The organism is Streptomyces sp. So13.3, assembly GCF_005860785.2.
Lineage (GTDB): Bacteria > Actinomycetota > Actinomycetes > Streptomycetales > Streptomycetaceae > Actinacidiphila > Actinacidiphila fildesensis.
This window is the reverse complement of the sequence record NZ_CP048835.1, coordinates 998,205-1,022,068: the sequence shown is the minus strand read 5'-3', so window position 1 is coordinate 1,022,068 and position 23,864 is coordinate 998,205. Positions and strand designations below refer to the sequence as shown.

Sequence of the window (23,864 nt, the reverse complement as noted above, 5' to 3'; positions counted from 1 at the left end):
GGTGACCCGGGGTGCTGGTCATGATGGCTGGTCACGAGGTGAGTTCACGACGGAGGGCGTGGGCGATCCCGTCGGCCTGGTCGGCCGGCACACACTCCCGCTCAGGGCGTTGGAGCAGGCCGAACACGTGGGGGCCACGCAGTTCCCGGGGCAGGTCCGGCATCCGCGGCACGATGTGGAAGTGGACGTGCGCGAAGCCCTCGGCCTCGGCGAACTGTACGACGTAGGTCTTCGCGCACCCCGTCACCCGGTGCAGGGCCCGGGAGAGCCTGACCTGCCAGCTTCCGAGGGCGGCGGCCTCCGCGTCGGTGAGCTCGTGCACCGCGGTGACGTGGCGGCGGGGCAGGAGCACCAGCCAGCCGGGCAGCGCGGTGTCGAGTGCGTGGACCACGCGCCAGTGCTCGTCGGCGACGATGCGCTCGCGCGGCGGCAGGTCGTCGAACCCGGACTCCTTGGCGCACGCGTAGCAGTTCGGTATCGGCATGCGCCTGAGCCTAGGGCCCGCCCGCCCTCAGGCCGAGGGCGATGTTCGGACAGGGCAATCCGGTCCGGGCTGCCGGCCGGACTACCGGGCCCCGGTGTCGCGGCGGAACAGGGCCGTCCACAGGAAGGGCTCGCCGAAGTACGCGGACTCCGGCGGTTCGTCGTGCATGCGGCGCAGTTCGATCTCCGTCAGGTCGGAGAAGATCCAGCGCAGGGACTCCGGGGTGTAGGCGAGTCCGCCCTGGAGGCCGGATTCGCGGTAGAAGTCCGTGTCGGGGAGTTCGGAGCCCATGCCGGCCTCGCCGGCCGCGAAGCACGTCAGGGCGAGATGTCCGCCGGGGGCGAGGGCACGGTCGAGGAGGGCGAGGTAGCTGATGCGGCGGTGGGGCGGCAGGTGGTGGAAACAGCCCGAGTCGTGGATGAGGTCGTACGGGCCGTTCAGTTCGGCATCCGTGAGGGCGAAGGCGTCGGCGCAGTGGAACCGGATGTCGGCCCCTGCCTCGCGGGCGCGGTCCTCGGCCCACGTGATGGCGGCGGGGGAGAGGTCGACGGCGTCCACCTCGAAGCCCAGCGAGGCGAGGTGGAGGGCGTTACGGCCAGGGCCGCAGCCCAGATCGAGGGCGCGGCCCGGAGCGATCAGGCCCCGGTCGAGGTAGGAGGCCAGGCTCTCGTCCGGCCTCGCGACGAAGAACGGCACCGGCCTGGAGCGGTCCGCGTAGAAGCCGTCCCACCAGTCGGCCGCGCCGGCCGTCCAGCGATCGGCCCCGGGCGCGAACAGGCCGTCCAGGAGCTGCAGAACGTCGTCGACCGTGCGTATGTTCCGGTCCATCCGGACCCCCTTTCGCGAAGGGCAATCCTATGCCAGAAGACGGTGAAAGGCCAGGTCAGATGGGGTTTTGCGGAGGCGCCAGGGGATGCTCTGCGGGCCCGCGCCGGGGGCCTGGCGCCCCTCACCCCCGACCCCGCGCACCCGGTCGCCCACGCCTCCGCCGAAGCCCGTGACGGAGGCATTCCCCGGCACCCTCAGGTGACTTTCCGATCAGCCCGGAGCCGCGGGTCCGGCGGCTGCGTCGCGTCAGTGCACGGTTCCGGCGTACCGCTGGACGAGCCCGGTGCCGGTGCCGGCCGTGACAGTGACGTCGTAGCGGCCGCCGTCCAGCGGCCAGGTGAGGGTGGTGCGGGAGTTGGGGGCCACCGTAACGGTCTGCGCGGTGCCGGCGTAGTCGTTCGGGGTGATGGCGAAGGAGACTCCGGTCAGTCCGTCGTTGACGAGGTTCAGGCTGAGGGATGTGCCGAGGGACGCCGTCACCGACGGCACCGCGGCGTCGTTCCGGCCGGCGGGGACGACCGTTCCGGCGAAGCGGCGGACGAAGCCGTCGGGGCCGTGCACGGTGAAGTCGTAGCGTGCGTCGGCCTCCGACGTGACCCACGTGTAGGTCTTCGAGGCGCCCGGGGCGACCGTGAACGGGGTGCCGGCGAAGGTGTACGTGATGTTCGGGTAGACGGTGTAGTGGAAGCCGGCCGCACCGGCGTTGGTCATGGTGCAGGTCAGTACACCGGTCGCGCGGTCGACCGCGACTTCGGCGCCCGGGGCGTAGGGCAGTCGGCGATGCGGCCGCGCCGCGGTCTCCTGCGCGGGTACGTACTGGGTGCCGGGGGCGGGCAGGGCGACGGCGGGGAGTTGCGTTCCGGCGTCGGCCTTGGCCATCAGCGCGACGGTGTCGGGCAGTTCGGGGATGCTGTAGTCCGGTGTGGTGAAGTCGAAGCAACTGGTGAGGTCGCCGCACACGGTCCGGCGCCAGGCGCTGATGTTCGGCTCCTGGACACCCGTCACCTTCTCCAGGAAGCGCAGTACGGAGGTGTGGTCGGAGACCTGGGAATTGACGTACCCGCCACGCGACCAGGGGGAGACCACCCACAGCGGCACCCGGCTGCCCAGCCCGACCGGCCGGCCCTGGGCGAACTCCTCAGGGGTGCCGGGCTCGGGGGTAGGCGGGATCATGTGGTCGAAGTAGCCGTCGTTCTCGTCGTACATCACCAGGAACACGGTCTCCTTCCACAGCTGCGGATTCGACATCAGCGACTGCAGGGCGGAGTTGACCCACCAGGCGCCGTAGTCCGGACTCGCGGTGGGGTGTTCGCAGTACACGTACGGCGCGACCAGCCAGGAGACGGTGGGCAGCGAGCCGTCCTTGCAGTGCTGGTCGAAGACGGTGAGATCGAACTTCGTCATCGCGTTGATGTACCGCGGATCGTTCTTGGCGTAGGTGTGGAACTGCTTGAAGTACGCGAGGGCGTTGTCGCCGTAGTCCCCGGTCAGATCGTCCTCGGTCGGATTGTGGTAGACGCGCCAGCTGACCTTGGCGGCCTCCAGCCGTTCCGCATAGGTCGTCCAGTCGGTGACGGGATTGTCGGCGCTCGCCGTGTTGTCGGTCCAGGGACCGGTGGTGCCGTCCCGGCCCGGTCCTGAGGTGCCGCTCCACAGATAGAGCCGGTTCGGGATCGTGGGGCCGGCCAGCGAACAGAAGTACGCGTCGCAGAGGGTGAACGCGTCGGCCAGCGCGTACTGGTACGGGATGTCCGCGCGGGTGAAGTAGCCCATGGTGCGCTCGCCCTTGGCGGCGATCCAGGCGTTCATCGCGCCGTTGTTGACGGCCTGGTGCCCGGTGGAGAAGTCGTGCGGGAGGCCGGCGGCGTTCTGCGCGTTGTACTTCGACGTGTCCATCCGGTACGGGAGCATGACGCCGCCGTCGGTGCGGGCCGGGTCGGGCTGGCGGAAGACGTCGCCGCCGCCGGGGAACTGCAGGGCCTGCTTGTCATCGAAGCCGCGGACGCCGTTCAGGGTTCCGAAGTAGTGGTCGAAGGAGCGGTTCTCCTGCATCAGGATGACCACGTGCTTCACGTCGGCCACGGTGCCGGTGGGGGCCGCGGCCGCGTCCTGGGCGAGACCGACCATGGTGGCCGCGCCGGCGGCGGTGGCCGACAGGAAGGTACGGCGGCTGAGCGGAGTCATCGATCGGCCTTTCGGAGCGCGACGGTGGCGATGGCAGCGGCGGCGTCGCAGGGCCGCACAGGAGTGGCGGCGCTCGCGCCCGCAATTCGGCAGGGGCCGGTCGGGGTGACGACCCATCAGTGATCCACGGCTGGCGTGGAGTATTCCACGCGGGTCCCATGAAAGGAATTCTGGAAAAGGTTTTGGATTCGGTGTCGAAAAATCCCGCCGGCATTGCGGCTGATTATCCGACCGGAGTTCCCCCGCGGGAGCCGGCCGCACGAGAGGTTTCGTATGCTCGGCCCATGACGGTGAGCTATGTGATCGACGGCGGCGAGGTCACGGACCTGGAGCGCTTCTGGCAGCTGATCGGCGAGGCGGTGAACGGCCCCGGCGGGTACTTCGGCCGCAACCTCGACGCGTTCAACGACTGCCTGCGCGGTGGGTTCGGAACACCCGATGACGACGACTTCGTCATCGAGTGGCGCGACCACCAGCTCTCCCGGCAGGCCCTCGGCTACCCGGAGACCGTGCGGCAGCTCCGCATCCGGCTGGGGCGCTGCCACCCCACCAACCGGGAGCTGGTCCAACGGGACCTGGAGCGCGCCGAGGCGGAACAGGGCAGGACGGTCTTCGACTGGCTGGTGGACATCATGACGGAGGGTGGCAGGACACCCGAAGTGCTGCGGTTGCTCTGACCGGCCGGATCGCCGCCGATCGATGCCGGCCAGGGGAAGGATTGAGCCGTTTCGCCGCCTGTGCGGCCTGACGCGGCCCTGCGGGACGTACTGTTCACCTCGGCCTGATCCGCGTCGCCGCAGTCCGAGTGCGGGTCCGGCGGGCGCCAAGGCGGGCGCTGACAGCGGACGCCGGTGGGGCCGTGAGCAACGTCGGCAACGGGCTTGCTGCGCCCCTGGGGCGGCGGCCCCGTACGGGATTCCGGGGGGACCCTATGCTGCGCATTCATTTCACGACGGAGGACCTCCAGCGGATAACGCTGGTCCAGCATCCTGATCCGCTCTGGGAGATCGTCTGCAGTATCTGCCGCCTGCAGGACCGCGGCGGTGCCGGAACGTTCGGCGCCTGGCGCCGCTCGTCGGCCGGTGAGATGCAGCGGCACGGGGCGGCGCACCGGGCCGCCTCCATGCTGCGGACGCTGGTCCCGCTGGGCCCGTACTTCCCCGACTTCCTGACTCCCGCGATCTCGTCGCCCGATCTGGCCACCTCGGTCGACCGGGTGCTCTCGACACCGCAACGCCGCATCACCGCGGAACTGCAGATGCTCGGTGCGGCCACACCGGCGACATCTCCCTTCCTGGCGGATCTCGCGCATGCCGGTGCCGGCGCGCTGGCCGCTCTGAAATGGGCTCTGGTCACCTATGAGAAGACGCTCATCGCCCCCGTCTGGGAGCGGCTCTCCTCGACGGTGAGCGCGGACATCGCGCTGCGGGCCAGGGCGTTGATGACGGGCGGTACGGAAGGACTGCTCGACAGTCTGCGTCCGATGGCGCAATGGGAGTCGCCGGTCCTGCGGGTCCGCTACCCCGTCGACAAGGACCTCCATCTGCAGGGCCGTGGCCTGCGGCTCGTGCCGTCCTTCTTCTGCCGGCGCGAACCCGTCACTCTGGCGGACCCGGGGTTGCCGCCGACTCTCGTCTATCCGGTGGACCGGTCCGCCGGCCCGGCGCAGGACGTGTCCGCGGAGAACCTGGCGGGCCTGCTGGGACGGACCCGGGCCGCGCTCCTGGCATCGGTCGCCGTCGGCAACTGCCGGTCCACCACGCATCTCTCGGCGGCGATCAGGGTGTCGGTGCCCACCGCCAGCCAGCAACTCGCCGTGCTGCGTGACGCGGGGCTGATCGTCAGCAGACGCGAAGGAAAGCACCAACTGCACTCGGTGACGCCGCTGGGGCTCCAGCTTCTCGACGGCCGCGCCATCTCCCTGGCGGGCCACGGCGGTTCACTCCGGGAACCGCACGCGTTCTGACGTGGACCGAAGTGGGCGGCAGGGGTGCGCCGTGTCACGACAGGCAGCGGACACGACAGCGGGGCCAGCGGGGGCCAGCACTCGACAACATGCTGTCGATATGACAACATGTTGCGTATGGAGACGAGAGAGCACGAGACGAAGACGGTGTACGTGGCGGTGTACGACACATGGTCCGACTGGGAGGTCGGGCATGCGATCGCGCACATCAACAGCACGCAGTGGCAGCGCCGGCCCGGCCGGTACCAGGTGCGGACGGTGGGTACGAGCACGGAGCCGGTGACCACAGCGGGAGGTGTGCGGATCGTCCCCGACGTCGCGCTGGCCGGGATCTCGCCGCAGGAGGCCGCGCTGCTCATCCTGCCGGGCGCCGGCCTGTGGGACCTGTCGGACGATCTCGCCGCCTTCGGGCGCGCGGCGCGTGATTTCCTCGCGGCCGGTGTCCCCGTCGCCGCGATCTGCGGTGCGACCGCCGGTCTGGCCCGTGAAGGGCTGCTCGACGACCGTGAACACACCAGCGCCGCGGCCGAGTACCTCGCCGCGACCGGCTACAAGGGCGGCGACCGCTACCTGGAAGCGCCGGCGGTGACGACCGGCGACCTGATCACGGCCGGGCCGACCGAACCGGTCGCGTTCGCCCGCGAGATCTTCGCCAGGCTCGACCTCTACGAGCCGCACGTCCTGGACGCCTGGTACCGGCTGTTCGCGCACTCCGACCCGAGCGCGTTCCCCGTGCTGATGGCGGCCGGATCGTGAAGGACGGCGAGCTGCTGTCCGGGACGGCGCTGGCCGTCTTCCGGCTCAACGGCCAGTTCCTCGAGGTCTCCGAACGGATGGCCCGGCCGGTGGGCCTGACCGCGGCATGGTGGCAGGTGCTGGGCGCCGTGCTGCGCGAGCCGCTGCCGGTCTCCGGTATCGCCAGGGCGATGGGCGTGACCCGGCAGGGTGTTCAGCGCATCGCCGACCTGCTGGCCGGCAAGGGCCTCGCCGAGTACGTGCCGAATCCGGCCCACCGCACGGCGAAACTGCTGCGCCCGACCGAGCAGGGACGAGCCGCGGTGCAGCGGATCGGCCCGGCTCACGCGGACGTGGCCGCGCGACTGGCCGACGAACTCGGCCCGGAGGATTTCGCGGCGACGCTTCGCGTCCTGGAAAGGCTGTCCGAGGCCATGGACGCGGTCGCGGGTGCAGATGGGGACTCGGCAGGGTGAACAGCGTTGTCGGCCGGTCACCAGGTCGGCGACCGCCGCCGCGTTCCGGATCGCCCAGGTCGCCTCGTCCGGCGGCCTGACCTTATCGGTCGTCGGCCGGCGGCAGACGATGGACCGCGGAGGGGGACTGCGGGCGCTGTCCGCCACCGCTCGCGATCATGCGGACCTGGCCCGCATCGCTGATCTCGGCGCGGATGATCTTGCTTGCGTCGACATAGATCGGATATCCGCCCGACCCGATCGCGGTCGTCGCGAAGACCTCGACGACCTGCTGGGCGGGTGCGCCGTCCACCGGAAGAGGGTTGGTGAAGGTGAGCTCGAAGCCCGCGCGCTCGGACATGGCGTACTCCCAACGGTGAGCGATACTTCGACGCTACGACCGCCGCAGGCGGCACGCGACCGCAGCCCGTCGCTGCTCCCCGTCGGGGACGGCAATGCGGAGGCTACGGCTTGTATTCCTGCCATTTCGTGACGGCCGCTTTGGGATTCCACGCCGAATTCGAGGTGTGTGTGGCCAGGCAGCGGTATTCCTTTCCCAAATACGACACCCGGTCATTCGCCGAATACTGCTTCTTGACTTTCCAGTCCGAAAATCCTGCTGCCATGCGAGGGCGCCCCTTCACTGGACCGGCTCACTGCCGACCTACCTGGATCTTCCCACGGCGATCCGCCACGCCCCTCCAGGCCATCGGTCCACGGCACCCGACTCAGCGATCGACCGGGCCCTGCTGGTCGGCCGTGGCCGGGTGGTTCTGCTGGCCGGGGACGGTTCCGTCGGTGCCGGAGATGTACTGGTCCGCCTGGGACTGGAACATGCGGTGGTAACGACCGGCCTTGTCGGCCAGGAGTTCCTGGTGGGTGCCCTGTTCCACCAGGAGGCCCTCGTGGAGGACGTAGATCAGGTCGGCGTGCTGGACGGCTGCCATGCGGTGCGTCACCAGGACGACCGTGGTGGTCGGCGAGCGGAGCCGGCGGATCTTCTCGAAGCAGGCGATCTCCGCCTCAGGATCCAGCGCCGAGGTCGGCTCGTCGACGATGATCAGAGACGCGTCGCGATACCGGGTACGGCTGAGCCCGATGGTCTGCCACTGGCCGCCGGACAGTTCCGATCCGCCGCGGAACTGCAGGGCCAGGAGGGTCTTCATGCCGTGGGGGAGGGCGTTGATGACCGCGTCCGCGCCGGAGAACGCGGCCGCCGCGGCCAGCTGCTCAGGCTCAGGGACCCGAGCGGGCTTGCCGATCGCCAGATTGGTCTCCGCGGTGAAGGGCCACCTCGCGAAGGACTGGTCGAGCAGCGCGATGTGCGAGAAGACCTGGTCCCGGTCGGCCTCCGCCAGATCGACCTTGTCCCACAGGATCCGGCCGGCCTGGGCCTTGTGGAGGCCGGCGAGCAGCTTCACCAGCGTGCTCTTGCCGGATCCGTTCGTTCCCACCAGCGCCACCACGGTGCCGGCGGAAAGGGTGAGCGAGATGTCGTCCAGGGCGGGCCGCTCACGATCCGGATAGTGGTAGGTGACGTGCTCGAAGCGGATCTCGGCCGGGTGCCCGGGTACCGGAACGCCGCCGACGGGAATGGCGCGGGCGGTCGCCTCCACGATGTACCGCTCCAGGTCACCGGCGTACAGGGACTCCTCATGGAGCCGGTTGACCGAGATTCGCCGATCCGGTCCGTACCGCCATGACCGCGGTACCGGCGACCGCCATGCTCATCCGGCCCGACAGCAGCAGCCACGCCAGCGTGACGTACGCCAGCAACGACGCGGCGCCCGACAGGGAGGCGGCCAGGAGCTCGGTGGCGGCCTTCTCCTTGGCCAGCCGCGTCTGCTCCGTCTCCGCGGTTCTGGCCATCTGGCCGAAGTGCCGCAGCAGGAAGCTCCCGACGCCGTGCACGCGGGTCTCCTGGGCGGCGCTGCGGCCGGTGATCGACTCTCCGATGACCCGGGCGGCACGCTCGTGCTCGATCCAGGCCATGGTGGAGGCGTAGCGGCGCTGGGCCACATGCAGCGCGCCCCACCCGCGCGGCGCCGCGATCAGCATCAGCAGGAACAGGAGCACCGGGTGCAGCACGGTGAGCACCCCGGCCGCGGCGACCAGGGAGAACGTGCCGTTCAGCGTCGCCACCATGGCGCTGATCATCTGGCGGGAGGACTGGGCGCCGAACTGCGCGGAGTCCAGCAGCTTGCGGAACGCCCCGTCCTCGACGGCTTCCAGTTCCACCCGCTCGGCGTGCCGCAGATACTCCTGGGTGGCCAGCCGCTCGACCTTCGGCTCCAGCCGGCCGGTGCTGGCCGTCGACAGCGACGCCGCCACCGCGCTGGTCACGGCGATGACCATGCCCACGATCAGCGCCGGCACCGCCGCGCGCACCCGCGCGACCGTGTCCCCGCTCCCGAACAGCGACTGCAGCACCTCGTTGGTGACGAGCAGACCGACGGCATGAGCCGCACCCTGGTAGATCTCGGCGAGGACCATCGTCAGCATGGCGGTCCGGTCGGCCCGCCAGGCCAGCCGGACGGTGCTGCCCACCAGCCGCGGTGCCGAGCGGGCCATGGACAGCGCCGACTGCTCCAGCATCGTGAAATCGTGCCGGGCCCATCCGTAGTCGTAGTGCAGTGCCCCGCCGAACAGCAGCTGTTCGCTGTCGGACACGACCCTCTCGACGGGTCGTGGCCGTCGTAACCACCTCCTCATCGCCGCACCGCCCAGGCGTCTGCGGGGTGGGTGTGCGGCGTCGTGCGGCAGGTGAGTATGGCGCGAGTCATGGCGGCGTCCTTCGACGGTTCGACGGTTCGGACCGCGCACGGCACTCGCTGATGCCGTGCGAAGGCCCGGAAGCATCTAGACCTGCCCACCTCCGGTCCGCATCACCGCTCGGCGGACCGATGGACAGAAGCACGCACGGAGCACAGCGGGCGGACGCGCGCGATGCGGGGCGCAGTCGAAGGGGTGCCAACACTGCTGCGTGAGGCCGGCACAGCCGTGGCCCGAAGGCCTCACCGCAGGTTTCGCTGCCACCTGATCTCGCCGTCGTGCCATTGGCCGGTGGGCGCCAGTCCGCAGGCGGCGGCGACGGCGGCCGACGCCCGGTGGTCCGGATGGACATGGGCGACGAGGGTGTCCACGGGTTGGCGCTCCAGCCAGCCGACCAGGCCCAGCGCCGCCTCCGTGGCGATGCCGCGCCCTTGCCACGGGGTGCCGACGACCCAGGCGATCTCGGCGGTCAGGCCGTCTCCGGAAGGGCCGATCGTCGCCTGGACCGTGCCTGCCAGGGAGGTCTCCTCGCGCAGCCGGATCACCCAGTTGCACCACGAGACCGCAGGGTCGGGTGCGCCGGCGACCATGCGTTCGTAGCGGGCCCGCAGGTCCTGCGGAGTGTCCGGGGCGCCACCGATGAAAGTGTGCAGGGCCGGGTCGGCCAGCGTGGCGGCCATCTCCCCGGCGTGATCCACGAGGAGGGGCAGCAGTTCCAGACGCTCCGTGCCGATGGCCGCGGTTCTGATCGTGGGATTCACCGTCCTGGCTTCCGATCCCGGTCGGGGAGTGTGTCCGACATGCCCATCGGTTGATGGTGCCTGATGGGGCGGACCGGCGGAACCGTTTATTCGGATGGGAATCCGGGCCCGTTCGGCGTTGAATCGGTCCGGGAACCCGAGCCGATCCGAACCGGTGCGTTATCCCAGCGGTTCTGAAGGAGAAATGCGATGCAATACACCCGCCTGGGTGCTTCAGGGCTCGTCGTGTCCCGGCTGGGTCTCGGCATGATGAGTTACGGCGACACCAGCCGGCGTGCCTGGCACCTCTCCGAGGAGGAGGCGGAGCCGATCGTGCGGCATGCGGTGGAGCAGGGCGTGACGTTGTTCGACACCGCCGACATGTACGACCGGGGCGCCAGTGAAGAGGTCACCGGACGGCTGCTCGCGCGGCTCTTCGACGACCGCGACGACTACGTCCTCGCCACCAAGGTGTACTACCCGATGAGCGAGAAACCGGGCGACCGGGGTCTGTCGCGCAAACACATCCTCGCCTCGGTGGACGGCTCCCTGCGCCGTCTCGGCACCGACCACATCGACCTCTACCAGATCCATCGCTGGGATCAGGAGACGACCATCGAGGAGACGATGGACGCGCTCGACACCGTCGTACGGGCCGGGAAGGTCCGCTACATCGGCGCATCGAGCATGTACGCATGGCAGTTCGCCAAGGCGCAGCACACCGCCGTGCTCGCGGGCGGCACGCGCTTCGTGTCCATGCAGAACCACTACAACCTCGTCTACCGCGAGGAGGAACGGGAGATGATCCCGCTCTGCCTCGACCAGGGCGTCGGCGTCCTGCCGTACAGCCCGCTCGCGCGCGGACTCCTCGCGGGTGGCCGGGGGCGCGGCGGCGAGCGCACCACCACCCGCGGCGGCGCCGATCCGCTCGCCGACCAGCTCTACACGGAAGCCGACTTCGACGTCGTCGACACGCTCCGTGCCGTCGCCTCCGAGCTCGGTGTGCCACCGGCCCGGGTTGCCCTCGCCTGGCTGCTGAACAAGGAGGGTGTGAGCGCCCCGATCGTCGGTGCGACCAAGCTCGCCCACCTCCAGGACGCCGTTGCGGCACTGGACGTCACCCTTTCACCGACGCACATGGCGCGTCTGGAGGCGGACTACAGTCCGCACCCGGTGATGGGGCCGGAGTAGCGGCCCGCTCGCGGCGCGGGCGGAACCGCGCGCCGGAACGCCGTCGTGGAACGGCGCTTGAGTGGGCCGAATCGCCCCTGGACGGACGGCGCACGGTCGGGCACCGTGGGTGATCGCATATTCGGCGCCGGGTGTTCGCTCACCGGTGCACGGGCATGCCCTGTCATCCATCCGGTATCAGGAACTGGGGTCTTTCGTGAGACACGTGACCAGGGTCTTAGCCGCACTCTCCTCCGCGGCGCTCCTGTCGCTCGGCGCTGCCAACTCCGCCCAGGCGGACAGCCCCGACAACGGCTTCTTCAACAAGCTGACCAATCTGAACTCCGGCATGTGCGCCGCGGTGGGCAACAACTCCACGCAGCCCGGCGCCGGCCTGATCCAGTTTCCGTGCGACAACAAGTACAACAAGCAGTTCTCGTCGGGCTGGGCGGGCACCAGCGCCTACTTCCTCCGGGTCCGTTCGACCGGTCAGTGCGTCACCCCGCAGGGCCCGGCCAACCATGCCCTGGTCGTCCAGTCGTACTGTTCCAACAACGACGCGCAGGTGTGGGTGGCCGAGTCGCTCGGCAACGACAGCTACCGGCTCAGGAACCGCTCCAGCGGCCTGTGCCTGACGGCGGCCTGGGGTATGACCAACAGCGGTCAGCCTCTCGACCAGTCCACCTGCGGTGGATTCAACGGTCAGGCCTGGCGCTTCTCCGCGATGCACAACTGATCGCGTGAACCAGAACTTCCGGGCAGCGGGCTGACGCCTCGCCAGCTGCTCAGGGGTTGCCCGCACTCCCTGCCCGGGGACGGAATGCCGCGGGACGACCCGAACCGCCCCCGCCCAGCAGGTACGTGAGTCCGGCGTTGTTCGCGCGCCCGGGCATCGTGCGCGCCGGGCGGGGGCACCCGCTTGCCGTCCGTTCGCGCTTCGTGTCGCGGGCCGGGTGGATCAGGTCAGGGCCGGGTAGAGGGCGCCCACGCCCCCGGCGAAGCCCGCTTGCACCTGTCGGCTGAGGTCGTCGGCGAGGATCTCGTACGCGTCGGCTTCGATGCCGTCGATCGCGAGGGCGGCGACAGCGGCGGGGTCCATCTTCGGAGCGGTGACCTGCGCGGCCATGTCGGTGTCCATGAATCCGACGTGGAGTCCGGCGACCCGGATGTTCTGCTCGGCGAGCTGGACCCGGAGGGTGTTGGTCATCGACCAGGCGGCCGACTTCGCGGCCGAGTACCCGCCGACGGTGGGCAGGGAGATCCACGACAGGACGGACAGGATGTTCAGGATCGTCCCGCCGCCGTTGGCCGTGATCCCCGGTGCGAAGGCGCGGATCATCGACAGGGAACCGAAATAGTGCGTATCGATTTCCAGCTGCAGGTCACCGAGGTCGCCGGTGAGCAGGTCGGCCCCGGTGGAGGACCCCGCGTTGTTGATGAGCAGGGTCACCGCGCCGGCCGTCTTGGCGGCTGCCGCGACGGACTCGGGGTCGGTGACGTCGAGGCTGATCGGAATCACGCCGGGCACGTCGATGGTGTCGGGGTTGCGCGCTCCGGCGTAGACGGTGGCGCCGCGGGCCACGAGCTCGGTGGCCAGAAGCCGGCCGAGGCCGCGATTGGCGCCGGTGACCAGGGCAGTCTGTTCGGAGATGTTCATGACGGAACTCTTCTCATGGAGCCTCGGACCAAGCTTGCAAATTGCAAGCTTGCATAAAGGAAGCTAACATGGGGGCTTGTGGCTTGCAAGCTGCAAGTCGTAGAGCAAGTGAAGAGGGAACCCGACATGAACAGCGCAGATCTCGCCTCCGGGCCCTGCCCGCTGGGACGCGCCGCCGGCATCTTCGGTGACCGCTGGACGCTGCTGATCATGCGGAACGCCACGCTCGGCGCGACGCGCTTCGAGCAGTTCCGTACCGGCCTGGGAATCGCGGACAACATCCTGTCCAACCGGCTGGGCAAGCTGGTCGATGCCGGGGTTCTCACCAAGGAGCCCTACGAGGACGGCAACCGGATCCGCTCGCACTACCGGATCACACAGGCGGGGGTCGCCCTGCGCCCCGTCCTGGAAGCACTCGCCGCCTGGGGCCACACCTACGCGAATCCCGCGGAGCCCACGATCGCCGTGCGGATCGTGCACCTGCCGTGCGGCCTGCCCACCGCCGACGGAAGCTACTGCGACGTCTGTGACACCGGGATCACCAACGAGGACGCCGCCTGGGTCATGCCCTGGGTCTCCGAGGAACCCATCCCGCTGGCCACCGCCGCGGCGACCGCCGCACCCGACGGGAACTGACAAGCCCCCGTATCGCGCCACCATGGCTCCCGCCGGCTCCGGGGGCGGGCGGACGGGAGCCGGAGCGGCTCGCCTTCAGATCCCCCGCGCTCCGTCGATCCGCTCACGGAGCAGGTCGGCGTGGCCGTTGTGCCGGGCGTACTCCTCGACCATGTGGACGAGGACCCAGCGCAGGGACACCGTCCCGCGCCACGCGTCGTCGCCCTCGATGTCGAGGTCGGGCGCATCGGCGACGAAGGCGTCGGCGAACGTCACCTCGGCGCGCCAGGCCTCCCAGGCCGCGGCGGCGACCGCGGGATCCGGCACCGCGCCGTCGAAGTCCTGGTCGGGGTTGTCCTGCGACGAGAAGCGGAGCGGCACGTCCTGCCCGGCCAGGACCACCCGGAACCAACGGCGTTCCACATCTGCGAGATGGCGGAGGAGGCCGAGCAGCGAGAGCGTGGACGGTTCCACGGAACGACGGGACAACTCGGCGTCCAGGCCCGCGCACTTCAGCTCCAGCGTCGTGCGCTGCGACGTGAGGAAATCGACGAGCATGCGTCGCTCGTCACCGGTGGCGGGAGCGCGGAACCGGAGGTCGTGCTCGGGGCCGATGAACATCTCTGCTCTTCTTCGTGGGCTGGTCATGGCCGACATCATCGACCATGGCCGATCGGGCCCGGAACCCCGGCACCGCCCGGCCTCGGACAGGCTGCTCGTCAGGGGTCCTGGCGGGGCCGCTCGGCCCGTGCTGGTGCTGGTGCTGGAGACGGTCGCCCTCGATGTCGAGGCGATACGGGGCACGACGAACACTTCGTAGTCGCTGGAGAGCCCGAAGATGATCGCGAGCATCAGGATCGGCAGCCCGGGACGTGGCGGTCACGATCCGGTCCGCCTTGGCCGCCCCGCTGCTCCCGGCGGTCTCCGCCTGGTACGGGGTCACCTCCCGGGAACAGGCGGTGGTCGAGCAGGTGCTGGAAGGCCTGCCGGTCAAGCACATCGCCCGCCGTCCGGAGCTGTCCCACCACACGGTCAACGACCATATGAAGGCCATCTACCGCAAGACCGGCGTCGCCGGCCGCGAGGAACTCATCGCCGGCCTCTCCTGACCCCCGTCATGACCGCCCGCGGCCGGAATTCGCGACGTCGACGAACGCAATCTTCTAGTAGGATCCAGCGCCGATCGGTGTACGCCGGTGTCGGGGACGGCAGTGGCGGTACGACGACTTCCGGCCGGGAGGGTCCATGAGCGCCGACACGGTCGCAGCGCGGCAGTCGTGGGCGGAGTTCGGGCGACGGCTGCGCACGCTGCGCAGGTCGGCCGGGCTGACCCAGCGTCAACTGGCGCTGCGGGTCGGGTATCACCACACGCTGATCAGCAAGTTGGAGGGCGGCGTGCGGGAGCCGCCCGCCGGGTTGCCGCTGCGGCTCGACTCGTTACTGGGAAGCCGGGGCGAACTCCTCGCGATCCTCGCCGGCCGGCCGGACGTCCACCACGCCGTGCCGATGCTGCCCGCGACACTGTTCTCGACCACGCCCCAAGGAGCCGCCGACCCGGCCCCGCCGCAGCCCGTCCACCACTGGCCCACCCGGCTGGTGTCCTGCCCGCTGCACGGTGGTGGCGACTGCGAGGTGCCACCGCTCGCCGACGCGCTCACGCTCCTGACCGCCGCCGACGGCGACCACGGCCGGACGGCGATGTGGCCCGGCACGGACGCCGACGCCATGCACGCTCTGACCGCCCTGATCGTCGGGTACACCCAGGACGGCCTGGAGAGCGTCTCCACCGAAACCGTCGGCTCGGTCGAGCGGGTGCTGCGCGTCGTGGTGCGGTGGGCCGAGACGCTGAACCGGCACGGGACGCTGCCGGTGCCGCAGTTGCGGCTCGCCGCCGAATGCGCGCAGATCGCGGGCTGGCTCCGGGTGGAGCGAGGGCAGCGCATCCTCGGGATGGCTTGGTTCGCGCGCGGCCTGACCTGGGCGGACGTCGCCGATGACGTGGTGGCCCGGGCTACCTTGCTGTGCGACGTCTGCACCCTGGTCCGGCTCGACGGGGACGGCGCGTCCGCGCTGGCCTACGCACAGGAGTTGGAGGCGGTGGACCCGCGCCGGGTCTGGATGGTGGCCATGTCGCATCTGCACCAGGCGCGGGCGCGGGCGCTGGGCGGCGACCTCGCGGAGTGCCGCAAGCGCGTCGTGCTCTCCCGCCGGGCGCTGGACCGCCTCGACGGGCGGGACTTCCTCGAGGCGCCCTGGCTCGCCGGCGCCACGGGCCGCTTACAGGTGGAGGCGTCGATCGGCGGGACGCTGCGCGATGCCGCCGCGATCACCGGGGATCTGTGGGTCGCCCGGCAGGCCGTCAAGGCCACCGAGGCGTCGCTCAGCTGTCTGCCCGCCACGCACCGGCCGACCGTTCTGCTGCTCACGCTGCGACTGGCCGACGCGTTCGTGTGCTCCGGACAGCTGGACGCCGCCGTGGCAGCCGCCGCGTCGGTGCTCCCGGAGGCGGTCGCCGCGGACCGGACGAGTGTGAACCGCGAGCTCGACGGACTGCGGACGAGGCTGACGACGCGATACCCCGGCGCCCGGGAGGCACGGAGTCTGCTGGAGCAACTGCCCTACCGCGTCTGAGTGTTGACGGGGGCGTCTGCCTTCGGCGACCCCTCTTCCGTCATCCGTTCGGTGTCCGATGAGCGGTGCGATCGAGCTCGCGGGTTGCCAGAAGTTGCCGGATGTTGCCGGAGTTGGACTAGTCCATTGACGGGGTCATGGCGCGATGTGAACGTTTCGCTCGCTCACTCGAAACGCGAAAGTCTCGCCCCTCGCTCACCGGTCCGGGCCGATCGTCCTGCCGCTGAGTGGCGACTTCGTGGTCGAGGCATGCCCCTAGTCAAGGAGCCTCCGATGAAACACAGAGCAGTGACGGCCGGGACAACCCTGGCCGTCCTCGCCGGGATGATGGTCGCCATCAGCGGCCCGCCGGCCGCCGCGGCCCCCGCCCCGACCGTCTCCCCAGGGCCGCTGGCGCTGGCGGTGTCGGCGGCCGACCGGGCCGCCGCCAGCGGCTTCGACACGCTGATGAACGGGCCGGGCGAGAGCTACGAACGGCGTCAGGTGACGCCCTGGGTCAACGGCCTCTACTCGGTCGCCTACGAGCGCACCTACCGTGGCCTGCCGGTGGTCGGCGGGGACGCGGTGGTCCTGGCCGACGGCCAGGGCCGGGTGCAGGCCACCCGGTCCGCCGACTCGACACGGATCAACGTCCCGACCACACCGACGGTCCCGGCCACCACCGCCGAGACCACCGCACGCCGCGCGCTGGCCACGGTGGACAAGGTCGACTCGCACCGCCTCGTGGTGCGCGTCAAGGACGGCAGCGACCAGCTGGCCTGGGAGACGGTGCTCACCGGCCGCACCGCGAAGGCCCCCAGTCATCTGCACGTCTACGTGAACGCGACCACCGGATCGGTGCTCGACAGCTACGACGATGTCAAGGCCGGCACCGGCAACAGCCAGTGGAACGGCCCGAACCCGCTGACCATCGCGACCACCAACTCGGGCGGCAGTTACTCACTGCGCGACCCGGGACGCCCCGGCCTGACCTGCGCCGACTACACCACCGGCGGCGTCTTCACCAAGTCCACCGACTCCTGGGGCACCGGCAGCGCCACCTCGAAGGAGACCGGCTGCGTCGACGTCATGTGGGCGGCGCAGCACGAGTGGGACATGCTGCGGGACTGGCTCGGCCGCAACGGTCACAACGGCAACGGCGGCAGCTGGCCGGTGAAGGTCGGCCTCAACGACGTCAACGCCTACTGGGACGGCTCGTCCGTCTCCATCGGCCACAACACGGCCAACCAGTGGATCGGCGCGATCGACGTCGTGGGCCATGAGTTCGGCCACGGCATCGACCAGTACACCCCCGGCGGAGCCAACAACGAGTCGGGTCTCGGCGAGGCGACCGGCGACATCATGGGCGCCCTCACCGAGGCGTACACCAATGAGCCGGCACCGTACGACAACCCCGACTACACCGTCGGCGAGAAGATCAACCTCACCGGCAGCGGTCCGATCCGCATCATGTACAACCCCTCCCAGCTCGGCGACCCGAACTGTTACAGCTCCTCGATACCCAGCACCGAGGAGCACGCGGCGGCCGGCCCGCTGAACCACTGGTTCTATCTGCTGGCCGAGGGCTCGAACCCCGGCGGCGGCAAGCCGACCAGTCCGACCTGCAACAACTCCACCGTCACCGGCGTCGGCATCCAGCAGGCCGGCAAGGTCTTCTACGGCGGGATGCTGCTCAAGACCAGCGGTATGACCTACAAGCGGTACCGCACCACGACCCTGACCGCGGCCAAGAACCTCGACCCCAGCTGTGTGCTGTACACCAGGACCAAGGCCGCCTGGGACGCCATCACCATCCCCGCGCAGAGCGGCGAACCCACCTGTACTCCCAGCGGCAACAGTGACTACTCGATGTCGCTGAGCCCGACCGCCGGGTCGGTGCAGCAGGGTGCTTCGGCCAACGTCACGGTCAACACCACCATCACCTCGGGCAGCACGCAGACCGTGAACCTGACGGCGTCCGGCGCCCCGACCGGTGTGACGGTCGGGTTCACCCCGGCCTCGGTGCAGTCCGGCGCCTCCTCGACGATGAAGGTCACCGTCGGGTCGGCGGTCGCGGTGGGCTCGTACGTCATCACCGTGACCGGCAGCGGAACCCAGAGCCACACCGCTCAGTACACCCTCACCGTCACTCCTGGCGGGACCGATCCCGGCGGCACAGCGCCGGACATCAGCGTGGCGAACGTCCAGGCGCACCTGGCGCAGCTGTACACGATCGCCCAGCAGAACGGCGGCACCCGGCAGGCCGGCACCGGCGGCTACACGGCGTCGCTGGCCTACGTCAAGGGCAAGCTGCAGGCGGCCGGCTACAGCGTCACCGAGCAGTCCTGCACCGGCTGCACCAACCGCGGGAACAACCTGATCGCGGACTGGCCGGGCGGGCCCACCGACCAGGTCATCATGTTCGGCGCGCACCTGGACAGCGTGTCGGCCGGTCCCGGCATCAACGACAACGGCTCCGGCTCGTCCTCCCTGCTGGAGAACGCCCTCGTCCTGGCCCAGCAGAACCCGACGATGGCCAAGCACGCCCGCTTCGCCTGGTGGAACGGCGAGGAACAGGGCATGCAGGGCTCGCAGTTCTATGTGAGTCAGCTCGGCTCCGCCCAGCGCGGCGCCATCAAGGCGTACTACAACCTCGACATGGTCGGCTCCACCAACGCCGGCTACTTCATCAACAACATCACCTCGTCCGCGGCGGCCCCGATGAAGGAGTACTGGGACTCGCTGAACCTCCGTCCGGAGGAGAACATCGAGGGCCAGGGACGGTCCGACGACTACTCCTTCCAGCAGGCGGGCATTCCCACCTCGGCCTACGCCACGGGCGCCGACGCCATCAAGACCGCGGCCCAGGCCACCAAGTGGGGCGGCACGGCCAACCGGTCGTACGACTCCTGCTACCACCAGTCCTGTGACACCACCGCCAACATCAACGCGACGGCACTCGACCGCAGTGCCGACGGAGTCGCCTACACGCTGTGGAAGACCGCGGTCGGCACCACGACCCCGGCCAACGACTTCTCGGTCGCGGTGAACCCCGTCTCCGGCAGCGTCCAGCCGGGCGGCACCACCACCGCGACGGTCTCCACCGCCACCACCAGCGGCAGCGCCCAGACCGTCAACCTGACGGCGTCCGGCGCTCCGACCGGTGTGAACGTCTCGTTCGCCCCGGCCTCCGTGCAGTCCGGTTCCTCCGCGACCATGACCGTGGCCGTCGGAGCGTCGGTGACCGCGGGCACCTACACCGTGACCGTCACCGGCACGGGCACCGCCACCCACAGCACCACCTACTCGCTGACGGTCACCGGCGGGGGCGGCGGCTGCACCGGTACGACCTGGGACCCGAACGCCATCTACGTCGGCGGCAACCAGGTCAGCTGGAAGAGCCACAACTGGCGGGCCAAGTGGTGGACCACCGGAGAGGAGCCCGGCACCACCGGCCAGTGGGGCGTCTGGCAGGACCTCGGCGCCTGCTGAACTGAACAAAGCCTTCTGAACGGAGCCCTGCCCTCGAAGCCACGGCCCGCGTCCAAGCCGCACGGACGCGGGCCGCGGCGGGCGGTCACCAGCGGCATGAACCACTGGTGACCGCCGGCCCGCTACAGATGGAACGCGTGCTCCGAGCAGCAGGGAGCGCTTCACCCCGGCCTCGGTGCGGTGCGCCCGGCTCATGCTGTAGGCGACCCGGCTGCCGTCGAGCAGTTCACCGGTCGTGAACAGCCGGGGCCCGGCCGTGCGTCCGGCCGCGACCGCCCCCCTGGACCTCGACGATCAGCCGGTCGCCGGCGGGGGAGGCGGTCACCGAGGCGTTGGTGCCGGCCGATGAAATGGAGGGTCCGGATCCCGGCGGCGTCCGCGGACGGCCCGGTGGTGGGAGTCAGCAGGGGGAAGCGAGGGCGTTCCCCGCGGGGAGCGACAGGGCGGCGACCCCCAGTCCGCCCACTCCGGCTTTGACAAAACCTCTACGGGACAACTCGTTGAACTGATCCATGAGGAAGAACAAAGACCAGGGGGCTGACTGCGCACGGGCGGCGTGAACGGCGCGTTCCGCGCCTGTACGTACCGGGAGAAACCGGGCTCCACAAACGGAATTCGAGCGTCGGTTCTCGGACAGGTGTAGTCCTCACCCCGGGCGCACAGGTCGTCGCACCGTGGTCCGGAAACCCCGATCGGGGCCGTCAATGGCGAGGGTTGCGAGGTATCTCCGCCCTGTTCACAGATGTGCAGGCGGGGCTTGATCATGACCTTGCAGGGTACTGGCCGGTATCGGGATACTCAGCCGCACCAACTGGCACGGACGGGCAGACCTTGCTGTTCCGCCCGTTCGTGACCGCACATCCTGCGGGCCCACCGTTGACCCGGCGGGCCCACCCCCCACAGGAGGCACTGAGTTGAAGCACCGTCGGATAACCAGGCGTCGTATCGCGATCGCCGGGGCGAGCGCCGCCGCCGTCGTCGCAGCGGGCGTTCTCCTTCCCCACGCCAACGCCGCCCAGCCGACCGCACCGTCCCCCCAGGCATTTGCCCCCGCCGCCGCGGCTCAGCTCGCGGGCGACCTCACCTCCCGGCTGGGTGACCGCACCGCGGGTTCGTACTACGACGCGAAGACCAAGCAGCTCGTCGTCAACGTTCTTGACGCCACCGCGGACCAGAAGGTGAAGGACGCGGGAGCAGTTGCCCGGACCGTCCAGCACACCATGGCCGAACTGCACCGCTCGGCAGAGACCCTGCGGGCGCAGCCGCGTATCCCGGGCACCGCATGGTCCATCGACCCCCGCACTAACCAGGTGGTGGTGACCGCCGACAGCACCGTGAAGGGTGCGCAGCTCGACAGCCTCACCAAGAGCGTCAAGGCGCTCGGCGGCACCGCGCAACTGCACCGCTCGGCGGGCCGCTTCAAGCCGTTCGTCGCCGGCGGGGACGCGATCTTCGCCGATGGTGCGCGCTGCTCCCTCGGCTTCAACGTGGTGAAGGACGGGCAGCCGTACTTCCTGACCGCGGGTCACTGCGGTGTGGCGTTCAAGAGCTGGTCCGGCTCGTCCGGCGGCCAGGAGATCGGCAACGTCGAGGCCGCCACCTTCCCCGGCCATGACTTCGCGCTGGTCAAGTACACCGACACGAGCGTGGCCCACCCGAGCTCGGTGGACCTGTACAACGGCAGCACGCAGGCGATCACCAAGGCCGGCGATCCGACGGTCGGCCAGACGGTGCAGCGCAGCGGCAGCACCACCCAGGTGCACGACGGCACGGTCACCGGACTCGACGCCACCGTCAACTACCAGGAAGGGTCGGTCACCGGACTGATCCAGACCAACGTCTGCGCCGAGCCCGGCGACAGCGGCGGCGCGCTCTTCTCCGGCGACACCGCGGTCGGCCTCACCTCCGGCGGCAGCGGTGACTGCACCAACGGCGGGGAGACGTTCTTCCAGCCGGTGACGGCCGCACTCACCGAGTACGGCGCGCAGATCGGCTGACACCCGTCAGTGTGTGACCGAGGGGCGGACCTCCCAGGAGGCCCGCCCCTCTTCGCTGCGCGGTCGCTGGTGTGTGACGGCTTGACCTGCCCCGGAACGCGAGGCCTTAGTGCTGCGCGGTCGCCGCGTCGATGAGTGTGGCGGCGACCGTCTTCGCCATGTCGGCGGCACCGGGGTTGCGGTCCATCCTGGCGGCGACGCCCGCGCCGTCGTAGAGCAGCACCAGCCGGCTCGCCAGCTGCTCCGGATCGGGCGCGCCGGCGGCCCGGGAGAGGTCGGTGAACAGTGAGCGGACCCAGCCGCGGTACGTGTCGGTGGCCTGCATGACCGGGCTGTCGGGGCCGACCTCCGCGCTGGCGTTGAGGAAGGCGCAGCCGCGGTAGTTCGGCTCGGCGAACGCCTCGCCGAGTGCGTCGAAGACGGCGAGCAGCTTCTCCCGCGGCGCTTCGTGGCGGTCGACGGCAGCGGTCACCCGGCGGCGGCGGATCTCGTGCCGGCCGGCCAGATAGGCGCTGATGAGCCCGTCCTTGTTCCCGTACGCGCTGTAGAGGGTCGCTTTGGCGACGCCGGCGCGTTCGATCACCCGGTCGATGCCGACGACATGGATGCCCTCCTCGTAGAAGAGCTCGTTGGCGGCGGCCAGCAGACGCTCACGTGCGGTGGGGCGCCCCGGGGCGGCGGGCCGGTCTGCGATCGCTTTCGTAGCCATGACTTGACAGTACCAGACCGGTCTGTCTACCGTAAGGGCCACTAGACAGACCGGTCTGATCGGACCGGCTCCCGCTAGGCGAAAGAAGCCAGCCGATGTCCTTGCCGCCGACGTTCCCCGTGACCGACCCCTTCGTCCGCAGAAGCCGGCGGCTCGGCTCGGGTGCCGCCTTCTACCTCCAGGCGTCGATCGTGGTGGCCTTCCTCGCCGCCTCCAGCGCTCCCACCCCCCTCTACGCCGTCTACCAGGGCGAATGGGGCTTCTCGCCGATCACCACGACCATGGTCTTCGGTATCTACGCCCTCGCCGTGCTCGCCGCACTGCTCACCGTCGGGTCGCTGTCGGACCACATCGGACGCCGTCCGGTGCTGCTCGCGGCGATCGTGCTGCAGGTCGTGGCGATGGTCGTGCTCACCACGGCGGGCGGGGTGCCCGAGCTGATGATCGCCCGGGTCGTCCAGGGCCTGTCGACCGGCGCGGCCGTCGGCGCGGTCGGCGCGGGGATGCTCGACCTCGACAAGGTCAAGGGCACCATCGCCAACGCGATCGCCCCCATGACCGGCACCGCCACCGGGGCGCTCGCCTCCGGGCTGCTGGTCCAGTTCCTGCCCGAGCCCACCCACCTCGTCTACCTGACCCTCCTCGCCGTGTTCGTCCTGCAGGGAATCGGTGTCGCCCTCATGCGCGAGACCTCCGAGCCCAAGCCGGGCGCGCTCGCCTCGCTGCGGCCCCGCTTCGGTGTCCCGAAGGCGGCACGCGGACCGCTGCTGGTGGCCGCCCCGGTCCTGGTCGCGGTCTGGGCACTGGCCGGGCTCTACGGCTCCGTCATCCCGGCGGTCATCCGCAGCGTGGTCGGTTCCGACTCCCTGCTGCTCGGCGGCCTGGCGCTGTTCGCCCTGGCCGGCAGCGGCGCGGTGTCGGTGCTGCTGCTCCGCAACGCCGCCCCGGGCCGGGTCATGCTGCTCGGCACCGTGGCCCTCATCGTGGGCGTCGGCCTCACCCTGCTCGCGATCGACCACAACTCCGCTACCGGCTTCTTCATCGGAACGGTCATCGCGGGCGTCGGCTTCGGCGGCGGCTTCCAGGGCGCGATCCGCACCATCGTCCCGCTGGCCGCGCCGCACGAGCGGTCCGGGCTGCTCTCCACCATCTACGTGCTGTCGTACCTGGCCATGGGACTGCCCGCGGTCATCGGCGGCTTCCTGGTCGTGCACGGCGGGGGACTGCTGCCGACGACCCGGGAGTACGGGATCGCCGTGATGGCCCTCGGGGCGCTCGCGCTGCTGGGACTGGCGATACCGCGTCGGGGAACGGTGACCACGGAGTCCGTCGTGGTGACCGGCAGCGTCCCCGAGCTGCGCAAGGCCGCCGTCCGGGAGGCGGAGTACGCGAAGCGCTGACCGGGCACGACACCCGGACTGATGTCCGGGCGTCGACGCCGAAGGCCCTG

Annotated in this window: 23 protein-coding genes; 12 read left to right on the top strand and 11 right to left on the bottom strand. The window is 70.1% G+C overall.

Annotation, left to right across the window (positions count from 1 at the left end):
• Positions 1–31 precede the first annotated feature (31 nt).
• The 3 genes from C8250_RS04840 to C8250_RS04830 all read right to left on the bottom strand — a co-directional run bounded on the left by C8250_RS04840 (position 32) and on the right by C8250_RS04830 (position 3,496).
• A complete protein-coding gene (locus C8250_RS04840; protein WP_138351426.1) occupies positions 32–484 on the bottom strand; it encodes an HIT family protein in 453 nt (150 codons plus the stop codon).
• 81 nt (positions 485–565) lie between these two features.
• Entirely contained in the window at positions 566–1,312 is a 747-nt protein-coding gene (locus tag C8250_RS04835) for a class I SAM-dependent methyltransferase (RefSeq protein WP_138351427.1), read from the bottom strand.
• 246 nt (positions 1,313–1,558) lie between these two features.
• On the bottom strand, positions 1,559–3,496 hold the full coding sequence (locus tag C8250_RS04830) for a phospholipase C, phosphocholine-specific (protein WP_138351428.1): 1,938 nt from the start codon (positions 3,494–3,496) through the stop codon (positions 1,559–1,561).
• A gap of 284 nt (positions 3,497–3,780) precedes the next feature.
• On the opposite strand from C8250_RS04830, the gene C8250_RS04825 reads away from it, so the two are divergent.
• The 4 genes from C8250_RS04825 (at position 3,781) to C8250_RS04810 (ending at position 6,673) form a co-directional block, all read left to right on the top strand.
• Complete coding sequence (locus tag C8250_RS04825) at positions 3,781–4,173, top strand: barstar family protein (RefSeq protein ID WP_138351429.1); 393 nt, start codon at positions 3,781–3,783, stop codon at positions 4,171–4,173.
• A gap of 254 nt (positions 4,174–4,427) precedes the next feature.
• A complete protein-coding gene (locus tag C8250_RS04820; RefSeq protein WP_138351430.1) occupies positions 4,428–5,462 on the top strand; it encodes a helix-turn-helix domain-containing protein in 1,035 nt (344 codons plus the stop codon).
• 117 nt (positions 5,463–5,579) lie between these two features.
• On the top strand, positions 5,580–6,218 hold the full coding sequence (locus C8250_RS04815) for a DJ-1/PfpI family protein (RefSeq protein ID WP_138351431.1): 639 nt from the start codon (positions 5,580–5,582) through the stop codon (positions 6,216–6,218).
• Positions 6,212–6,673: a MarR family winged helix-turn-helix transcriptional regulator gene (locus tag C8250_RS04810; RefSeq protein ID WP_138351432.1), complete on the top strand. Its 462-nt coding sequence runs from the start codon at positions 6,212–6,214 to the stop codon at positions 6,671–6,673. The genes C8250_RS04815 and C8250_RS04810 overlap by 7 nt, the downstream gene beginning before the upstream one ends.
• A gap of 82 nt (positions 6,674–6,755) precedes the next feature.
• Here the strand turns inward: C8250_RS04810 and C8250_RS04805 are convergent, their stop codons facing one another.
• The 5 genes from C8250_RS04805 to C8250_RS04790 all read right to left on the bottom strand — a co-directional run bounded on the left by C8250_RS04805 (position 6,756) and on the right by C8250_RS04790 (position 10,185).
• Entirely contained in the window at positions 6,756–7,013 is a 258-nt protein-coding gene (locus C8250_RS04805) for a DUF6296 family protein (RefSeq protein WP_138351433.1), read from the bottom strand.
• A 103-nt stretch (positions 7,014–7,116) separates the two neighbouring features.
• Positions 7,117–7,278, bottom strand: a complete 162-nt coding sequence (locus C8250_RS04800) for a carbohydrate-binding protein (RefSeq protein ID WP_138351434.1) — start codon at positions 7,276–7,278, stop codon at positions 7,117–7,119.
• 102 nt (positions 7,279–7,380) lie between these two features.
• Complete coding sequence (locus tag C8250_RS44735) at positions 7,381–8,268, bottom strand: ATP-binding cassette domain-containing protein (RefSeq protein ID WP_307811477.1); 888 nt, start codon at positions 8,266–8,268, stop codon at positions 7,381–7,383.
• A gap of 37 nt (positions 8,269–8,305) precedes the next feature.
• Positions 8,306–9,322, bottom strand: coding sequence for a hypothetical protein (locus tag C8250_RS44730; RefSeq protein WP_346268719.1), 1,017 nt, complete (start codon positions 9,320–9,322; stop codon positions 8,306–8,308).
• A gap of 344 nt (positions 9,323–9,666) precedes the next feature.
• A complete protein-coding gene (locus C8250_RS04790; protein ID WP_244808970.1) occupies positions 9,667–10,185 on the bottom strand; it encodes a GNAT family N-acetyltransferase in 519 nt (172 codons plus the stop codon).
• A gap of 189 nt (positions 10,186–10,374) precedes the next feature.
• Here C8250_RS04790 and C8250_RS04785 point away from each other — a divergent pair, with 189 nt between their 5' ends.
• Together C8250_RS04785 and C8250_RS04780 are read left to right on the top strand one after the other, a co-directional pair.
• Entirely contained in the window at positions 10,375–11,355 is a 981-nt protein-coding gene (locus C8250_RS04785) for an aldo/keto reductase (protein ID WP_138351435.1), read from the top strand.
• A 205-nt stretch (positions 11,356–11,560) separates the two neighbouring features.
• Positions 11,561–12,070 (top strand): RICIN domain-containing protein, encoded by a 510-nt coding sequence (locus tag C8250_RS04780; RefSeq protein ID WP_138351436.1) that lies wholly within the window; start codon positions 11,561–11,563, stop codon positions 12,068–12,070.
• 222 nt (positions 12,071–12,292) lie between these two features.
• Here the strand turns inward: C8250_RS04780 and C8250_RS04775 are convergent, their stop codons facing one another.
• Positions 12,293–12,991, bottom strand: coding sequence for an SDR family oxidoreductase (locus C8250_RS04775; RefSeq protein WP_138351437.1), 699 nt, complete (start codon positions 12,989–12,991; stop codon positions 12,293–12,295).
• 126 nt (positions 12,992–13,117) lie between these two features.
• Here C8250_RS04775 and C8250_RS04770 point away from each other — a divergent pair, with 126 nt between their 5' ends.
• Entirely contained in the window at positions 13,118–13,627 is a 510-nt protein-coding gene (locus tag C8250_RS04770; RefSeq protein WP_138351438.1) for a helix-turn-helix domain-containing protein, read from the top strand.
• 75 nt (positions 13,628–13,702) lie between these two features.
• Here C8250_RS04770 and C8250_RS04765 read toward each other — a convergent pair whose 3' ends face one another.
• Entirely contained in the window at positions 13,703–14,263 is a 561-nt protein-coding gene (locus C8250_RS04765) for a DinB family protein (protein WP_138351605.1), read from the bottom strand.
• A 215-nt stretch (positions 14,264–14,478) separates the two neighbouring features.
• On the opposite strand from C8250_RS04765, the gene C8250_RS04760 reads away from it, so the two are divergent.
• From C8250_RS04760 to C8250_RS04745, 4 genes are all read left to right on the top strand, one after another.
• The gene (locus C8250_RS04760; RefSeq protein ID WP_138351439.1) at positions 14,479–14,715 is read left to right on the top strand and encodes a helix-turn-helix transcriptional regulator; all 237 of its coding nucleotides are present in this window, start codon (positions 14,479–14,481) and stop codon (positions 14,713–14,715) included.
• 136 nt (positions 14,716–14,851) lie between these two features.
• Positions 14,852–16,237, top strand: a complete 1,386-nt coding sequence (locus C8250_RS04755) for a helix-turn-helix transcriptional regulator (protein ID WP_138351440.1) — start codon at positions 14,852–14,854, stop codon at positions 16,235–16,237.
• 273 nt (positions 16,238–16,510) lie between these two features.
• Positions 16,511–19,708 (top strand): M28 family peptidase, encoded by a 3,198-nt coding sequence (locus C8250_RS04750; RefSeq protein ID WP_187144726.1) that lies wholly within the window; start codon positions 16,511–16,513, stop codon positions 19,706–19,708.
• 914 nt (positions 19,709–20,622) lie between these two features.
• A complete protein-coding gene (locus tag C8250_RS04745) occupies positions 20,623–21,705 on the top strand; it encodes a S1 family peptidase (protein ID WP_138351441.1) in 1,083 nt (360 codons plus the stop codon).
• Between the two features lie 106 nt (positions 21,706–21,811).
• Here C8250_RS04745 and C8250_RS04740 read toward each other — a convergent pair whose 3' ends face one another.
• Positions 21,812–22,414, bottom strand: a complete 603-nt coding sequence (locus C8250_RS04740; protein WP_138351442.1) for a TetR/AcrR family transcriptional regulator — start codon at positions 22,412–22,414, stop codon at positions 21,812–21,814.
• A 95-nt stretch (positions 22,415–22,509) separates the two neighbouring features.
• Here C8250_RS04740 and C8250_RS04735 point away from each other — a divergent pair, with 95 nt between their 5' ends.
• Positions 22,510–23,814: an MFS transporter gene (locus C8250_RS04735; protein WP_187144725.1), complete on the top strand. Its 1,305-nt coding sequence runs from the start codon at positions 22,510–22,512 to the stop codon at positions 23,812–23,814.
• Positions 23,815–23,864: the final 50 nt, after the last annotated feature.

Coding starts and splice junctions, on each gene's coding strand:
- C8250_RS04840 (WP_138351426.1), bottom strand. CDS start 484: ATGCCGATACCGAACTGCTACGCGTGCGCCAAGGAGTCCGGGTTCGAC.
- C8250_RS04835 (WP_138351427.1), bottom strand. CDS start 1,312: ATGGACCGGAACATACGCACGGTCGACGACGTTCTGCAGCTCCTGGAC.
- C8250_RS04830 (WP_138351428.1), bottom strand. CDS start 3,496: ATGACTCCGCTCAGCCGCCGTACCTTCCTGTCGGCCACCGCCGCCGGC.
- C8250_RS04825 (WP_138351429.1), top strand. CDS start 3,781: ATGACGGTGAGCTATGTGATCGACGGCGGCGAGGTCACGGACCTGGAG.
- C8250_RS04820 (WP_138351430.1), top strand. CDS start 4,428: ATGCTGCGCATTCATTTCACGACGGAGGACCTCCAGCGGATAACGCTG.
- C8250_RS04815 (WP_138351431.1), top strand. CDS start 5,580: ATGGAGACGAGAGAGCACGAGACGAAGACGGTGTACGTGGCGGTGTAC.
- C8250_RS04805 (WP_138351433.1), bottom strand. CDS start 7,013: ATGTCCGAGCGCGCGGGCTTCGAGCTCACCTTCACCAACCCTCTTCCG.
- C8250_RS04800 (WP_138351434.1), bottom strand. CDS start 7,278: ATGGCAGCAGGATTTTCGGACTGGAAAGTCAAGAAGCAGTATTCGGCG.
- C8250_RS04785 (WP_138351435.1), top strand. CDS start 10,375: ATGCAATACACCCGCCTGGGTGCTTCAGGGCTCGTCGTGTCCCGGCTG.
- C8250_RS04775 (WP_138351437.1), bottom strand. CDS start 12,991: ATGAACATCTCCGAACAGACTGCCCTGGTCACCGGCGCCAATCGCGGC.
- C8250_RS04770 (WP_138351438.1), top strand. CDS start 13,118: ATGAACAGCGCAGATCTCGCCTCCGGGCCCTGCCCGCTGGGACGCGCC.
- C8250_RS04765 (WP_138351605.1), bottom strand. CDS start 14,263: ATGTCGGCCATGACCAGCCCACGAAGAAGAGCAGAGATGTTCATCGGC.
- C8250_RS04755 (WP_138351440.1), top strand. CDS start 14,852: ATGAGCGCCGACACGGTCGCAGCGCGGCAGTCGTGGGCGGAGTTCGGG.
- C8250_RS04750 (WP_187144726.1), top strand. CDS start 16,511: ATGAAACACAGAGCAGTGACGGCCGGGACAACCCTGGCCGTCCTCGCC.
- C8250_RS04740 (WP_138351442.1), bottom strand. CDS start 22,414: ATGGCTACGAAAGCGATCGCAGACCGGCCCGCCGCCCCGGGGCGCCCC.
- C8250_RS04735 (WP_187144725.1), top strand. CDS start 22,510: ATGTCCTTGCCGCCGACGTTCCCCGTGACCGACCCCTTCGTCCGCAGA.